Genomic DNA, 14,874 nt, shown 5'->3' on the forward strand with positions numbered 1-14,874 from the left:
GTCAGGCCGTCCGGGCCTCGAGCGCCGCCGCGACCAGACCCGCGAACAGCGGGTGGGCGCGCGTCGGACGGCTCTTGAACTCGGGGTGCGCCTGCGTGCTCACGTAGTACGGGTGCACGTCGGCCGGGAGCTCGACGAACTCGACGAGCGACGAGTCGGGCGACGTGCCCGAGACGACCAGCCCGGCCTCCTCGAGGCGTGCACGGTAGGCGTTGTTCACCTCGTAGCGGTGACGGTGGCGCTCCGTGACCGACTCGGAGCCGTAGGTCTTGGCGACCACGGACCCCGGGCGCAGCGCGGCCTCGTACGAGCCCAGGCGCATCGTGCCACCCAGGTCGCCGGCACCGTCGACGATCGCGAGCTGCTCCTCCATCGTGGCGACCACGGGGTTCTTGCTCTCCGGGTCGAACTCGCTCGACGACGCGTCCTCGATGCCCAGCACGTTGCGCGCGTACTCGATGACCATCGACTGCAGGCCCAGGCAGATGCCCAGCGTCGGCACCTTGTTCTCACGGGCCCAGCGCAGCGCGCCGAGCTTGCCCTCGATGCCGCGCACGCCGAAGCCGCCCGGGACCAGGATCGCGTCGGCACCGCCGAGCGCGTCCTCGGCGCCCTCGGGCGTCTGGCAGTCGTCCGAGGGGACCCAGCGGATCGTGACCTTGGCGTCGTTGGCGAAACCTCCCGCGCGCAGCGCCTCGGTGACGGACAGGTAGGCGTCCGGCAGGTCGATGTACTTGCCGACGAGCGCGACCTCGACCTGGTGCTCGGGCTGGTGCACGCGCTCGAGGAGCTGCGACCACCCGTCCCAGTCCACGTCGCGGAACGCCAGGCCCAGACGGCGCACGACGTACGCGTCGAGGCCCTCCGAGTGCAGCACGCGCGGGATGTCGTAGATGCTCGGCGCGTCGATCGCGTTGACCACGGCCTCGTTGTCCACGTCGCACATGAGCGCGATCTTGCGCTTCACGGGCTCCGGGACCACGCGGTCCGCACGCAGGACGATCGCGTCGGGCTGGATGCCGATCGAGCGCAGGGCCGCGACCGAGTGCTGCGTCGGCTTGGTCTTGAGCTCGCCCGACGGGCCGATGTACGGCACCAGCGAGACGTGCAGGAAGAAGACGTCGTCGCGGCCGAGCTCGTGCCGGACCTGGCGGGCCGCCTCGAGGAAGGGCTGGGACTCGATGTCGCCGACCGTGCCGCCGATCTCCGTGATGATCACGTCGACGCCCTCGCCCGCCTGGGCGCGCATGCGCGACTTGATCTCGTCGGTGATGTGCGGGATGACCTGCACCGTGTCGCCGAGGTACTCGCCGCGACGCTCCTTGGCGATGACCTGCGAGTAGACCTGGCCCGTCGTCACGTTGGACGAGGCCGGGAGCTCCACGTCGAGGAAGCGCTCGTAGTGACCGATGTCGAGGTCCGTCTCGGCGCCGTCCTCGGTCACGAAGACCTCGCCGTGCTGGAACGGGTTCATGGTGCCGGGGTCGACGTTGAGGTAGGGGTCCAGCTTCTGCATCGTGACGCTCAGGCCACGGGATCGGAGCAAGCGACCCAGGCTCGAAGCCGTCAGCCCCTTACCGAGAGAGGAGGCCACGCCGCCGGTCACGAAGATGTGCCGGGTGCTGTGGTCCGAGCGGCCGCCGGTGAGGGCGTGGGGTCTGTTCAGGTGATCTGCCACGGAACTCCATCCTAACAGTGACTCGTCGGGGCCGCTCCGGATCCGGGGGTCCGCGACCGTGGGATGACTCTCAGTCGGGCTGTTCGCCCTCCAGTCTGCGCCCGGCGGGCGGGTACCGCTCTCAGGCGTCCGGGCTCGTGCCTGCAGGTGCAGTACCCTGCCCGCGCCGTACCAGCCCGACGACGGACGACCGGTCCGCGACGAACGCCAGGCCGACCACGACGAGGGCCGCCAGGACGGCGACCCCCACGCCCACCGCGAGCGCCACCGCGACGTGCGCGTCGTCGGGCAGCACGAGCGCGCTGAGGACACGCCCCGCGGCGCCGCCGAGCACCACGCCCAGGGTCACGACGGCGACCGTGCGCGGCACGCCCGCCACCGCCTCCGGGCCCGCGTGACGACGCACCGCGAGCAGGAGCAGGAGGCCCGCGACCGTCATGCCCACCGCGGTCGCGAGGCCGAGGAGACCCAGCACCCGCACCTGGTCGCCCTCGCCGAGGACCGCGGGGCCCACGACCGCCAGCACGGCGACGACGCCCCACCCCGTCGCCGTCGCGACCACGGCCGCACGCTGCCGGTCCAGGACGTAGAGCGCGCGCGACAGGTGCAGGATGAGGGCGAAGCCCACGATGCCCGGCGCCATGGCAGCCGTGGCCGTGCCCAGGCCCTCGACCGATGATCGGGTCACGACGTCGAAGACCGACTCGACCGCGGCCGAGGCCGCCACGAGCGCCGCCACACCCACCCCCGACACCAGGAGCAGGGTGCGTGTCGTCGACGCCAGCAGCCTGTCGAAGAGCTCGCGGCTCCCCTGGGCCACGTGCTCGGCCAGGCGAGGGAACGCGCTCGTGGCGAGCGGGAACGCGAGCACCGCGTACGGCAGCAGGTAGACCTGCTGCGCGTAGAAGTATGTCGGGAACGTCGCCTCGGGTCCGGAGGTGTTCGCTGCGTACATCGCCGCGAGCACCGAGACCTGCTGCGCGACGAGCGCCCCGACCCCGGCGAACGCCAGGTTGCGGGCACGGACGCCCTCGCCGCCGGGAAAGCGCAGGGTCGGGCGCAGCCGGGTGCCGGTGCGTGCGACGGGCAGGACGAGCGGCAGGGCCAGCGCCGCGACCCCGAGCGTCGTCCCCCAGCCCAGCCAGGCGATCGCGCTCGACGACAGCGCCGCCACGTCGTTCTGGTCCCCGCCCGCCATGCCCGCGAACACCAGGTACACCCCGATGACCACGAGGCTCGAGACGAGCGGCGCGAAGGCCTGCCAGAAGAAGCGCTTGTGCGCCTGGAGGATCCCGCCGAGGATCACGGCGAACCCGTACATCGGGATCTGCAGGGCGAACACGCGCACGAACAACGCCGTGACGTCGACCAGATCGGGGTGCGTGTCCATCAGCACGTACGCGATCGGGTACGCCAGCGCGGCGAGGAGAGCGCCCAGCGGGACCAGGACCAGGAGGGTCCATCCGAGCAGCGCCGAGGCGATCCTCGAGACGTCGACGCGGGCACCCCGCGCGATGGGGCCTGCGAGCAGCGGGACGACCGCGCCGGCCAGCGCGCCACCGGCCGCGACCTCGAACAGGACGTTCGGCAGGATGTTGGCCGACGTGTACGCCGTCCCGATGCCCTCGGTGCCGACCGCCGACGCCATGACGAGCGAGCGGGCGAAGCCCACGAGACGGCTCGCGATCGTGACGACCGTGATCATGAGCGCCGCACCCGCGAGCGTCTGCGTGCCCGCGCGCAGCCGGGAGCCGCGTGCGGGTCGTGGCGCGGTCTCCGGACCCGGCGTCACCTCGTTCAAGCCGGCGTGTCCAGACCGGACCGCGACGGGTCGGTGGCCGCTGCGGAGGCTGCGGAGGCTGTGGGCGCCGCGGCGGCGGGCGCCGCCGGGGCGGGCGCCGGACGGCGGCCCCACTGGTCCACGCGACGCAGCACGTCGTTGCCGTCGATGATCTTCGAGAAGCTGACCTTCTCGCTCGCGACGTTGAGGCCCAGGATGCCGGCGAGCGCGAGCAGCCGGACGGCCCGCGGCGCACCGAACGCGATCTGCGTGCCGACCAGCGCGCCGAGCGCGTTCGCGCCCCCGTCACCGAGCATGTCGCGCTCGCCCAGGTCGCCGGGCGCGGCCGCGGCTGCGGCGCCGAGCACCGCGCCCGACGTCGCCCCCACGGGCGTCGCCGCGAGCGGGACCGCCAGGGCGGCACCCGCCTTGAGCGCGCGCCCGGGACGAAGGTCCAGGAGGTTGAAGAGGTTGGCGCTGAGCGCGACGATCGAGCCGTTGACCGCGACGTCCGTCAGGTACCCGAGGGTCGAGCCCGTCCTGCGCGTGCCGACGAAGGCCGCGGTGAGCGACGTCGTCCCGATCCCGAGGACCTTGAGGCCCCCCGTGGTGACGCGGCCCTCGAGCAGCGCGCCGACGTGCCCCTTGATGCCCTTGGTCCGCGTGGACGTGTCCTCGGCGAGGTCGTCGACCAGCCCGAAGGCTCCCCCGCCCGCCGTCGCCAGCGCGGCCGCGGTCCGGGTACGAGCGTCCGGCCCCGCGACGAGAGCCCCCGCCACGAGGCCCGCGGCGACCGCAGGGCCCTCGAGCAGGCTGATGGGCTCCCCCCGGTGGTTGGTCCGGGTCCAGCGTTCCGGGCCGCCGGGCGGGTTCGAGTCGAGGATCGCGCGCGTGGTCGCGGTGGTCGCGGCCGACGTGATCGCGGTTCCCACCGCGCGCCAGAACGTGCCCATGCGCGTCAGCCCTCCGTCTGCGTGTCGGTGGCACCTGCGGTCGCGTCGGTGCCCGAGGTCGCGTCCGTGCCCGAGGTCGACTCGGGGGCGCCCGGAGGCGTGCGGTCGACCGGGGGGAGCTGGACGGCGGGCGGGATGACCGCGGTCGCCCCGTCCTCGAAGCCGTACTGGCCGACCTTGTCGCCGAGGCGCGCGGCGAGGGCGAGAGGCACCGAGATCTGACCGGGGGCCTCCTCGATGCCGCTGACGGTCGAGAGCACCGCGGCGAGGTCGCCGTCGGCCGTGATGGTCGAGATGAGGTCTCCGGTGACCGGGGTCGACCCCGCGACGAGCGCACCCTCGGACCGTGCCTGGGCTGCCTGCGCGAGCAGGACCTCGACCGAGACGGCGTACGCCTTGGCCTCGTCGACGGTCGCCTCTCCGGTCGCGTCGCTGGACGGTGCCGTGGACGCCTGGGGCTCGAGCAGGAGGACGACGTCCGCGGGCACGTCCTGCGGCTGCACGACCTCGATGAGCTTCACGTCGGCCAGCTTCTGCTCGATCAGCACCGCTTCCGAGGTGCGGGCCTCAGGAGCGGCGAGCTGCTTCGCGGTGAGCGACGTCGCGAGCGCTGCGGCCAGCTTCTCGTCGGTCCCGGCCTCGTCGACGCCGGGCACGAGGTTGGTCACCTCGGTCGCGGCGGTCTTGCGGGCGTCCTCCTTGTCCTCGGCGGTCCAGTCGGCCCCCAGGCGGACGTGCCCGACGACGCTCGCGCCCGCGTTCTCGAGCTGCTCCTGCACGGCCTCGTAGCGGTCCCCGTCGACGTCGCCGAGGTCGACGACCGCGACCCGGCGGTCCTGGAGGGAACCCGCGACCAGCTGGGGGCCGGCGGCGACGATGAACTCCTTGTTGTCGGCGGCCTGGAGGTTCGTCGCGTCGAGCTGGTCGCGCAGCTCGTTGCGCTCGAGCCGCAGCTGCTCGACCTGCCCCGTGAGCTGGTCGCCGATCGCGCCCTGCAGCGGACCGGCGCCCAGGATGATCCCGACCGCCAGCGCCAGGAAGACCGAGATCAACGAGACGATGTGGTACCTGAAGTCGATCACTGTGCTGTTGCGTCCTTCGTGTCCGTACGGGGCGACGTGCGGTCGGTGCGCGTCAAGGAGGTGGGGAGGTCGGTCGTGCGGGAGCTCATGCGCCCCCGAACAGTGCGCCGATCCACGAGACGAAGTCGTCGAAGCGGGCGCCGATGATGCCGAAGACCGTCTGTCCCGCGGCCGTGGACCACATCGCCATGATCACGGCGAAGAGTCCGGCGAGCGAGAGCAGCGTGAGCTGCAGGTTCGAGATCCGGTGCTGGTAGAGGCGTGAGACGCCCTTGGCGTCGACGAGCTTGCCGCCCACGCGCAGTCGCGTGAGGAACGTGCTCGCCATGCCCGAGCGCCCCTTGTCGAGGAACTCGACGAGCGTCGCGTGCGTGCCGACGGCGACGATGAGCTCGGCGCCCTTGTCGTCGGCCATGAGCATCGCGATGTCCTCGCTCGTGCCGGTCGCGGGGAAGACCACGGGCTCGACGCCGAGCGCCTGGACCCGCTCGAGCCCCGGGGCCTTGCCGTCCCGGTAGGCGTGCACCACGATCTCGGCGCCGCACGAGAGCGCACGGTCCGAGACCGAGTCCATGTCGCCCACGATCATGTCGGGCTTCCAGCCCGCATCGAGGATCGCGTCGGCTCCGCCGTCGACCCCGATGAGCAGGGGACGGTACTCCTTGATGTAGGGGCGCAGCGTCGCGAGGTCCTCGCGGTAGTGGTAGCCGCGCACGACGATCAGGACCTGACGGCCCTCGATGTCGGTGCGGATGTCCGGGACGCCGACTCCGTCGAGCAGGAGCTCCCGCTCGCGCCGCATGTAGTCCATGGTGTTCTCGGCGAAGCGCTCGATCTCCTCGGACAGCCCCGCGCGGGCCTCGTCGAGGCTCACGGCGATCGTCTCGGAGGTCTGCCGGACTCCTTCGGCGAGCAGGTCCTCACCCGCGTAGACCTTGCCGTCCTCGAGCCGCAGCTCGCGGCCGTCGGAGATGCTCATGATGCCGCTGCCGAGGTCGTCGATCAGGATGATCCCGGCGTCGACCAGGATCTCCGGCCCGAGGTTCGGGTAGCGGCCCGAGATCGACTTCGCGGCGTTGAGCACCGCGAGGGGCTTGGCGGTGACGAGGGCGTCGGCCGCGACCCGGTCGATGTCGAGGTGGTCGATGACCGCGACGTCACCGGGCTTGAGCCGCTTGGTGAGTGCCTTGGTGCGGGCATCGACGCGGGCGGGGCCGCTGGTTCCCGGCTCCGCCACGTCGGACGTAGTTCTGCGCAGAGTGATTCTCATCGCGGCTATCGTCCCACGACCGAGGACTCGAGCAGTTCGAGCGCGTGCTGGCGGGCGGCGTCGGACTCCTCCTGCCCGGAGAGCATGCGCGCCAGCTCGCGGACGCGGTCCTCGCCCGTGACCTCGTGCACGCCCGTGACCGTGACCGGGTCGACACCGTCGGCGCGACCGGGCGACTTGGTCACCACGAGCTGGGAGTCTGCGAACGCCGCGACCTGCGCGAGGTGCGTCACGACGATGACCTGGGCGGTGCGGGCCAGGGATGCGAGGCGTCGGCCCACCTCGACGGCCGCGCGCCCGCCGACTCCCGCGTCGACCTCGTCGAAGACGAACGTGGGCAGCGGCGCGGCGTCGTCGGTGCCCGCGTCCGCGCCCGACGTGGCCAGCGCGACCTCGATCGCGAGCATCACGCGCGAGAGCTCACCGCCCGAGGCGCCCTTGCCGAGCGGTCGCGGCGGCGAGCCGGGGTGGGGCACGAGCGAGAGGGTCACGACGTCCGCGCCCCACGGGCCGGGCTCGTCGGCGGGGGTCACGTCGACCACGAGGCTCGACCCGGTCATGGCGAGCCCCGCGAGCTCGTCCGTCACGGCGCGCGCGAGGCGCTCCCCCGTCGCGGTGCGTGCGGCGGTGATGCGCGCGCCGAGCTCGGACAGCGTCGCGGTGAGCTCGTCGGCCCGCTCCGTCATCGAGCGCAGCCGCTCGCCGCCGTCGTCGAGGTCGAGCAGGCGCAGCCCGGCGTCGCTGGCCCAGGCCAGGACGTCGTCGATCGTCTCGCCGTAGGTGCGCGTGAGGCCGCCCAGGGCAGCCAGTCGCGTGTGCGCCTGCTCGAGCCCGCCCGGGTCGGCCTGGAGGTCCTCGACGTAGCCCGAGACCTCGGTCGCGATGTCGGCGAGCACGTAGCCGACGCCCGCGATGCGCTCGACGAGATTGGCCAGGCCCGGGTCGAGGTGGCTCGCGGTCTCGAGCGCGCGACGGGCGCGCTCGACGGCCGACGTCGCGTCCCCGGGGACGTCTCCCCCGTCGAGCGTGTCGTCGCCCACGATCGCGTCGTGCGCGGCCTGCGCTCCCAGGCGCAGCTCCTCGGCGTTCCCGAGGCGCGCGACGAGCGACGTGAGCTCGGTGTCCTCACCGGGCTGCGGGTCGACGCGCTCGATCTCGGTGAGCCCGATGCGGAGCAGCTCGGCCTCGCGCGCCCGCTCCTGGGCGCGCGCCGTGAGGTCGGTGATCTCCTCGAGCAGGCCGGTGCGCTCGGCCCACGCGGCCCGGTACTCGTCGAGGAGTTCGGCGTGCGCGCGACCTGCGAACGCGTCGAGGGCGACGCGCTGGTGGCTCGGGGTGCGCAGGCGCAGCTGGTCGGCCTGCCCGTGGACCGTCACGAGGTCGTCGGCGATCTCGGCGAGCACGCCCTGCGGCACGCTGCGCCCGCCCAGGTGCGCGCGCGAGCGGCCCTCGGCCGCGACGGTGCGCAGGACGACGACCGTCCCGTCGTCGTCGACGCTCCCGCCGGCCTCGTCGATGCGCTGCCCGACGGCGTCGCGCCCGCTCACGCGCAGGCGCCCCTCGACCACGGCACCGGTCGCGCCGGGGCGCACCGACGACGGGTCGGCCTTGCCGCCCATGAGCAGGCCCAGCCCGGTCAGGACCATGGTCTTGCCGGCTCCGGTCTCGCCTGTGATGACGGTCAGTCCGGGGTGGAGCGGGACGCGGGCGGAACGGATGACACCGAGGTTCTCGATCGAGATCTCTTCGAGCACGGTCAGTCCTCCTTCGGGTCGGGGGCGGTGGGACGCGGGCCGCCCAGCCGTGCGGCGTCCACGGCGTCGCTCGCGGCCTTGCGCGCGGCACGGACCGCGTCCGCGGCGTCCTCGGCGACGCGGCCGCGCCAACCCACGACGGGCAGCGAGAACTTGGACACGAGCCGGTCCGTGAAGGGGGCCGTGGAGAGCCGCGCGAGGCGGATCGGGGAGTCCCCGCGCGACACCTCGACGCGTGCCCCCGCGGGCAGGTCGATGCGTCGCCGTCCGTCGCACGTCAGCACGGCCGGGCCGGAGCGCTGGAGGAGCTCGAGGGCGAACGTCGACGTCGGACCGACGACGAGCGGACGCGCGAACAGGGCGTGCGCCGCGAGCGGCACGAGCAGCATCGCGTCGACGTCGGGCCACACGACGGGCCCTCCGGCCGAGAACGCGTGCGCGGTGGATCCCGTCGCGGTCGACATGACCACGCCGTCGCAGCCGAACGACGACAACGGCCGTCCGTCGACCCCGATAGCGACCTCGATCATGCGCTCGCGCGACGCCTTCTCGACCGTCGCCTCGTTGAGGGCCCAGCCCACGCGTGCCTCGTCCTCGCCGGGCAGCGTGACGCGGACCTCGAGCACCCCGCGCTCCTCGACCACGTAGTCGCGTGCGGCGAGGCGCTGGACGGCCGCGGGCAGTCCCTCGCGCTCGGCCTCCGCCAGGAAGCCCACGTGGCCGAGGTTGACCCCGAGCAGCGGGACGCCCGTGCCGTGCGTGAGCTCGGCGGCGCGCAGGATCGTCCCGTCGCCCCCCAGGACCATGACGACCTCGGACTCCGCGACCCCCTCGCGCGTGCGCAGCTGCGCCATGTGGTCGCCGAACGTCTCGGCGAGGTCGTCGTCGTGCAGCCCGACCTCGAAGCCCGCGTCCTGGAGCTCCTTGACCGCCTCGTGCAGCGCGACGACCGCCTCGGGGCGTCCACCGTGCGTGACGATCAGCACTCTCCTGGTCACTGGGCTCCTCCGGTCGGTCGTCGGTCCGCGGCGGCGCCGTGGTCCTGGGGTGGCGCGCCGTCGTCGGGCACCGTCTGCGAGTCTGTCAGGTCTGCGACCCCGTGAGGGGGTGCGGGCGACGTGACATGGGCGACGCCCGGGATGTCGGCCGGCTCACCGACGGTGGCGACGACCGGGACGGTCGACACGGGTGAGGACACGGCGCGCTCGACCGCGCGCTCGAGAGGCTCGTGGTCCACGGGCACGGGGGTGCCGGTCGCGCGCAGCCACACGAAGAACTCGCGGTTGCCGCTCGGGCCGGGCAGCGGGCTGGGGACCACGCCGAGCGGGCGCAGGCCCAGGGCCGCCGCGTCGAGGGCCACGTCGAGCACGGCGCGCGCGTGCAGCGCCGGGTCGCGGACCACTCCCCCGGTGCCGAGCCGCTCGCGCCCCACCTCGAACTGCGGCTTGACCATGAGCAGCAGGTCCGTACCGGGAGCGACGACCGCAGCCACGGGGGGCAGGACGAGGCGCAACGAGATGAACGACAGGTCGGCCACGACCACGTCGGGGGTCCCGTCGAGGTCGCCCGGGGCGAGGTCGCGCACGTTGAAGCCCTCACGGACGACGACCCTCGGGTCCGCGCGCAGGGCGGGCACGAGCTGGTCGTGCCCGACGTCGACGGCCACGACCCGTCGCGCCCCACGGCGCAGCAGGACGTCGGTGAAGCCGCCGGTCGACGCCCCGAGATCGAGGCACGAGGCGTCCGCGACCCGGGGGGCACGGTCCGGCACCGTGGCGGCGATCGCGTCGAGCGCTCCGGCGAGCTTGAAGGCGGCCCGCGAGGCGTAGCCGGGGTCGGTGGGGTCCTGCTCGACGGCGACGGTCTGCCCGTCCGTCACCGACAGCGAGGGCTTCGCGACGGTCCGGCCGTCGACCGTGACGCGTCCTGCGGCGACGAGGTCGGCGGCCTGGCCGCGCGACCGGGCGAGGCCGCGGCGGACGAGCTCGGCGTCGACGCGTGCGCCCACGCTCAGTCCTCCGCGTCCGCGAGGCGCTCCTGGAGGGCCTCGTGGATCGCGTCGAACACCGCGACGTGGTGTGTCAGGGGGGCGTCGGTCAGCTCGTCGAGCCGGGTGAGGGCCTGGGCGACCGCGTCGTCGACCGTCTCGCTGCCCGACCGCGTCGCGCCGGTCGGCACGTCCCCGGGGGTGGGGACGGGGGCCGGGGTGGGAGCGCCGTCGTCGACGGTGTCCTGCGCCATGCGTGGACCTCCAGTCCGTTCCGGGGTGCGGTACGTCGCACCGGTCGGTGAAGTACGGCTCACGTCCGCACGTCACCGCACCGGTGCAACGCTACCGGTCAGGACACGATCTCAGGGGTTACCGACAGCCAGCTCGGGGACGGTGTCCGCATCCACGGCATCGCCCGCGTCGACCGTCGCCCACGCCGCGCCGCACGCGGCGCGCACGAGGTCGACCCCGTCGGGACCGGTCAGCTCGAGCGTGCCGTCCGTGACGCGCGCGGCGGCCTCGCCGCAGGTCCACCAGCCCTCGGCGCCCTGGGTGGGTGCCGCATGGGGCTCGATGAGGCTCAGGAGGTCCGCACCGATGTAGTGCGGCCGCAGCCCGGGCTCGGCGAGGACGGCGTCGCGGCCCCCGTTGACGCCCGTCAGGACGTGCAGCCCGGGGTAGCCACCCGCACGGGCGCCCGCGAGGTCGGTGTCCAGACGGTCACCGACGACGAGCGGCGAGGACGCCCCGGCGCGCTCGATCGCGAGCCGGTACATCGTCGGCGAGGGCTTGCCCGCGCTCGACGGCTCGACCCCCGTCGCTGCCTGGACGGCCCGCACGAGCGAGCCGTTGCCCGGCGCGAAGCCCCGGGCCGTGGGCAGCGACAGGTCGAGGTTGCTCGCGACGTGCCAGGCACCGCGCTGGATCGCGTAGGCGGCCTCGGCGAGCTGGGCCCAGCCGAGCTCAGGTGCGAACCCCTGTGCGACCGCGACCGGCTCCTCGTCGGCGCTCTCGACGATCACGAAGCCCGCGTCGTGCACGGCCGTGAAGAGGCCCGCACCGCCGACGACGAGGACGCGCGCGCCCGGCTCCAGACGCGTCCGCAGGAGGGCGGCCGCCGCCTGGGCGGCGGTCATGACCTCCTCGGGCGACGTCGGGATGTCGAGCTCGGTGAGCTGCGAGGCCACCGACTGCGGCTCACGTGAGGCGTTGTTCGTCACGAACACGAGCCGCATGCCCGCGGCACGTGCTCCCCCGAGGCCGGTCGCGGCGTTCGGGATGGGCTCGTGGCCGCGGTAGGCGACGCCGTCGAGGTCGACGAGTGCCAGGTCGTAGCGTTCGGCGAGCGGGACGTCGCTCGAGATCAGCCCCAGGCTCACTTGGTCTCCTCGTCGTTCTCCGTGCCCGACGCCGCAGCATCCGTCTCGTCTGCGGGCTCGACCGCCGTGGTGGTGGTGGACGTGCCGTCAGCCTCGTCGTCGGAGTCGTCCTGGTCGTCGGAGTCCGCCTCGTCGTCGGCGTCTGCCTCGTCGTCGATCTCGACGGCGTCCTCGGTCAGGTCGTAGACGACGACGTCCTCGTCGAGGGACGTGCCGAGCGCAGCAGCCAGCGCACGGGGGTCGACGTCCGCGAGGATCGCGGCCGCCTCCTCGGTACGCCCTGCGGCCTCCAGGACGCTGGCCTTGGCCTGCAGCACACGAAGTGCCAGGTCACCCGTGGCGTCGGCTGCGGGGATCTGGTCGAGCACCGCGAGGGCAGCCTCGAACTCGCCGAGGTCGACGCGCGCACCGCTTACGACGAGTGCGAGCTCGGTACGCCCCGTGGCGTCGAGAGTGCTCGCCTCCTCCGTTGCGGCCAAAGCGATCGCGCGCTCGGGGCGCTCCAGACCGCGTTCGCAGTCCGCCATGATCGGCAGGTGCTCGGAGGACCCGTTGAGACGACGCACGGTGCGCAGCTCACGCAGCGCCTCGGCGTACCGGCCGGTCTGGTAGGCCGTCAGGCCCGCAGCCTCACGCACCACGTCGACACGGCCGGCTCGACGCACCGCCGCCTGGGCGTGCTCGTAGGCGAGCTCGGGGTCCGTGTCGATCAGCTTGCCGGCCATGACGAGGTGACGACCGACGACCGTCGCGTTCTCCTTGCTCAAGGTCCGCAGACGACCACGCACGTCACGGTCGAGGTCCGAGAACTGCACGGCCTCGTCGATCTCGGGGCCGGCGTGACGCTGGTCCTGCGGCGGACGCGACTGTCGCTCACCCTGGTCGGCGGACCGCTGCGGGCGGTCTCCGTAGCTCTTGCGCTCACCCGAGCCTGAGGACTGGGGGCGGTCGCCGTAGGAACGGCGCTCACCGCCACCGGACTGCGGACGGTCACCGTTAGAACGACGCTCACCGCCACCGTAGGACGACCCGCCACCCGACTGGGGGCGGTCACCGTACGAACGGCGCTCACCGCCTCCCGACTGCGGACGGTCACCGTAGGAGCGGCGCTCGCCCGAGCCTGAGGACTGGGGGCGGTCGCCGTAGGAACGGCGCTCACCAGAACCCGAGGACTGCGGACGGTCACCGTAGGAGCGACGCTCGCCCGAGCCTGAGGACTGGGGGCGGTCGCCGTAGGAACGGCGCTCGCCGCCGCCGTACGACGACCCACCACCGGACTGCGGACGGTCACCGTAAGAACGACGCTCACCGCCACCCGACTGCGGACGGTCACCGTACGAGCGACGCTCGCCAGAGCCCGAGGACTGCGGGCGGTCACCGTAGGAGCGACGCTCGCCGCCACCGTAAGACCCGCCACCGGACTGGGGGCGGTCGCCGTAGGAGCGACGCTCGCCGCCATCGTAGGACGACCCGCTACCCGACTGGGGGCGGTCGCCGTAGGAGCGACGCTCGCCCGAGCCTGAGGACTGGGGGCGGTCGCCGTAGGAACGGCGCTCGCCGCCACCGTAAGACCCGCCACCGGACTGGGGGCGGTCGCCGTAGGAGCGACGCTCGCCGCCGCCATAGGACCCGCCACCCGACTGGGGGCGGTCACCGTAGGAGCGACGCTCACCGGAGCCAGAGGACTGCGGACGGTCACCGTACGAGCGACGCTCGCCAGAGCCCGAGGACTGCGGACGGTCGCCGTAGGAGCGACGCTCACCGCCGCCATAGGACCCACCACCGGACTGCGGACGGTCACCGTAGGAGCGACGCTCGCCGCCACCGTAAGACGACCCGCCACCCGACTGGGGGCGGTCACCATAGCTCGTGCGCTCGCCGCCGCCGGCGCGCGGGGGCTTGCCCGCCGCTCCGTCGCGACGGGGAGCTCCCTGGTTGCGGCCCTGGGAGCCGGAGGAACGACCGGTGTTGCCGGACCGCCCTGCCCCGGAAGACCTACGGTCGCGGTCGTCGGCGTGACGTTCTGGGCTGTCGTTCACAGCGGTGTCCCTTCGATATGCACTGACGTTCATCATCCCACGAGCAGGGTCGTAGGGGCTTGCCCGGTGGGTCACAGGCACGCCAAAGGCCCACCCCGTTCGGGGTGGGCCTTTGGTGAATGGTTGTCCGGCGGCGACCTACTCTCCCACCCCGTCTCCAGGGCAGTACCATCGGCGCTGAGAGGCTTAGCTTCCGGGTTCGGAATGGGACCGGGCGTTTCCCTCTCGCTATGACCGCCGTAACTCTATGGAGATGTTCGGGTCCCCCGGTTACGTGGGGGTGTGCCCGTATCTCGGGAACCGCACAGTGGACGCGTAGCACAAGTTTGTGTGTTATCAAGTTGTCGGCTTATTAGTACCGGTCAGCTTCAGCAGTCTTTAGTCCTGCCTTACACATCCGGCCTATCTACCCAGTGGTCTAGCTGGGAGCCTCTCCCCCTTGCGGGGATGGAAACCTCATCTTGAAGCAGGCTTCCCGCTTAGATGCTTTCAGCGGTTATCCCTTCCGAACGTAGCTAACCAGCCGTGCTCCTGGCGGAACAACTGGCACACCAGAGGTTCGTCCGTCCCGGTCCTCTCGTACTAGGGACAGCCCTTCTCAAGTTTCCTGCGCGCGCAGCGGATAGGGACCGAACTGTCTCACGACGTTCTAAACCCAGCTCGCGTACCGCTTTAATGGGCGAACAGCCCAACCCTTGGGACCTACTCCAGCCCCAGGATGCGACGAGCCGACATCGAGGTGCCAAACCATGCCGTCGATATGGACTCTTGGGCAAGATCAGCCTGTTATCCCCGGGGTACCTTTTATCCGTTGAGCGACGGCGCTTCCACAAGCCACCGCCGGATCACTAGTTCCGACTTTCGTCCCTGCTCGACCTGTCAGTCTCACAGTCAAGCTCCCTTGTGCACTTGCACTCGACACCTGATTGCCAACCAGGCTGAGGGAACC

11 protein-coding genes and 2 rRNA genes are annotated in these 14,874 nt (G+C 72.5%); all 13 read right to left on the bottom strand.

Annotated elements, in window-relative coordinates; all coding sequences use genetic code 11:
• Position 1: 1 nt before the first annotated feature.
• A complete protein-coding gene (locus ACFVQ3_RS06270) occupies positions 2 to 1,678 on the bottom strand; it encodes a CTP synthase (protein WP_387636417.1) in 1,677 nt (558 codons plus the stop codon).
• Positions 1,679 to 1,799: 121 nt separating this feature from the next.
• Positions 1,800 to 3,470 (bottom strand): murein biosynthesis integral membrane protein MurJ, encoded by a 1,671-nt coding sequence (murJ, locus tag ACFVQ3_RS06275; RefSeq protein ID WP_387636468.1) that lies wholly within the window; start codon positions 3,468 to 3,470, stop codon positions 1,800 to 1,802.
• Positions 3,471 to 3,475: 5 nt separating this feature from the next.
• Positions 3,476 to 4,411 (bottom strand): hypothetical protein, encoded by a 936-nt coding sequence (locus tag ACFVQ3_RS06280; protein ID WP_387636420.1) that lies wholly within the window; start codon positions 4,409 to 4,411, stop codon positions 3,476 to 3,478.
• Between the two features lie 5 nt (positions 4,412 to 4,416).
• A complete protein-coding gene (locus ACFVQ3_RS06285; protein ID WP_387636422.1) occupies positions 4,417 to 5,493 on the bottom strand; it encodes a copper transporter in 1,077 nt (358 codons plus the stop codon).
• An 85-nt stretch (positions 5,494 to 5,578) separates the two neighbouring features.
• Entirely contained in the window at positions 5,579 to 6,763 is a 1,185-nt protein-coding gene (steA, locus tag ACFVQ3_RS06290) for a putative cytokinetic ring protein SteA (RefSeq protein ID WP_138824669.1), read from the bottom strand.
• A gap of 5 nt (positions 6,764 to 6,768) precedes the next feature.
• Positions 6,769 to 8,517: a DNA repair protein RecN gene (recN, locus tag ACFVQ3_RS06295; RefSeq protein ID WP_387636424.1), complete on the bottom strand. Its 1,749-nt coding sequence runs from the start codon at positions 8,515 to 8,517 to the stop codon at positions 6,769 to 6,771.
• Positions 8,518 to 8,519: 2 nt separating this feature from the next.
• A complete protein-coding gene (locus ACFVQ3_RS06300; protein ID WP_387636426.1) occupies positions 8,520 to 9,515 on the bottom strand; it encodes an NAD kinase in 996 nt (331 codons plus the stop codon).
• A complete protein-coding gene (locus tag ACFVQ3_RS06305; RefSeq protein WP_387636429.1) occupies positions 9,512 to 10,525 on the bottom strand; it encodes a TlyA family RNA methyltransferase in 1,014 nt (337 codons plus the stop codon). Before ACFVQ3_RS06305 ends, ACFVQ3_RS06300 begins: the two co-directional genes overlap by 4 nt.
• Positions 10,526 to 10,527: 2 nt before the next feature.
• Positions 10,528 to 10,758 (bottom strand): hypothetical protein, encoded by a 231-nt coding sequence (locus tag ACFVQ3_RS06310; RefSeq protein ID WP_387636432.1) that lies wholly within the window; start codon positions 10,756 to 10,758, stop codon positions 10,528 to 10,530.
• Positions 10,759 to 10,869: 111 nt separating this feature from the next.
• A complete protein-coding gene (locus tag ACFVQ3_RS06315; RefSeq protein ID WP_387636435.1) occupies positions 10,870 to 11,886 on the bottom strand; it encodes an HAD-IIA family hydrolase in 1,017 nt (338 codons plus the stop codon).
• Positions 11,883 to 12,653, bottom strand: a complete 771-nt coding sequence (locus ACFVQ3_RS06320) for a hypothetical protein (RefSeq protein ID WP_387636437.1) — start codon at positions 12,651 to 12,653, stop codon at positions 11,883 to 11,885. Before ACFVQ3_RS06320 ends, ACFVQ3_RS06315 begins: the two co-directional genes overlap by 4 nt.
• 1,397 nt (positions 12,654 to 14,050) lie before the next feature.
• Positions 14,051 to 14,167, bottom strand: a 5S ribosomal RNA gene (rrf, locus tag ACFVQ3_RS06325).
• 90 nt (positions 14,168 to 14,257) lie between these two features.
• Positions 14,258 to 14,874, bottom strand: a 23S ribosomal RNA gene (locus tag ACFVQ3_RS06330); the annotation flags it as partial.

Source organism: Oerskovia sp. NPDC057915 (genome assembly GCF_042887685.1).
GTDB lineage: Bacteria > Actinomycetota > Actinomycetes > Actinomycetales > Cellulomonadaceae > Oerskovia.

Bases quoted from the DNA above. Each gene is read 5' to 3' on its own strand.
- ACFVQ3_RS06280 (WP_387636420.1), bottom strand. From the start codon at position 4,411: ATGGGCACGTTCTGGCGCGCGGTGGGAACCGCGATCACGTCGGCCGCG.
- steA (WP_138824669.1), bottom strand. From the start codon at position 6,763: ATGAGAATCACTCTGCGCAGAACTACGTCCGACGTGGCGGAGCCGGGA.
- ACFVQ3_RS06310 (WP_387636432.1), bottom strand. From the start codon at position 10,758: ATGGCGCAGGACACCGTCGACGACGGCGCTCCCACCCCGGCCCCCGTC.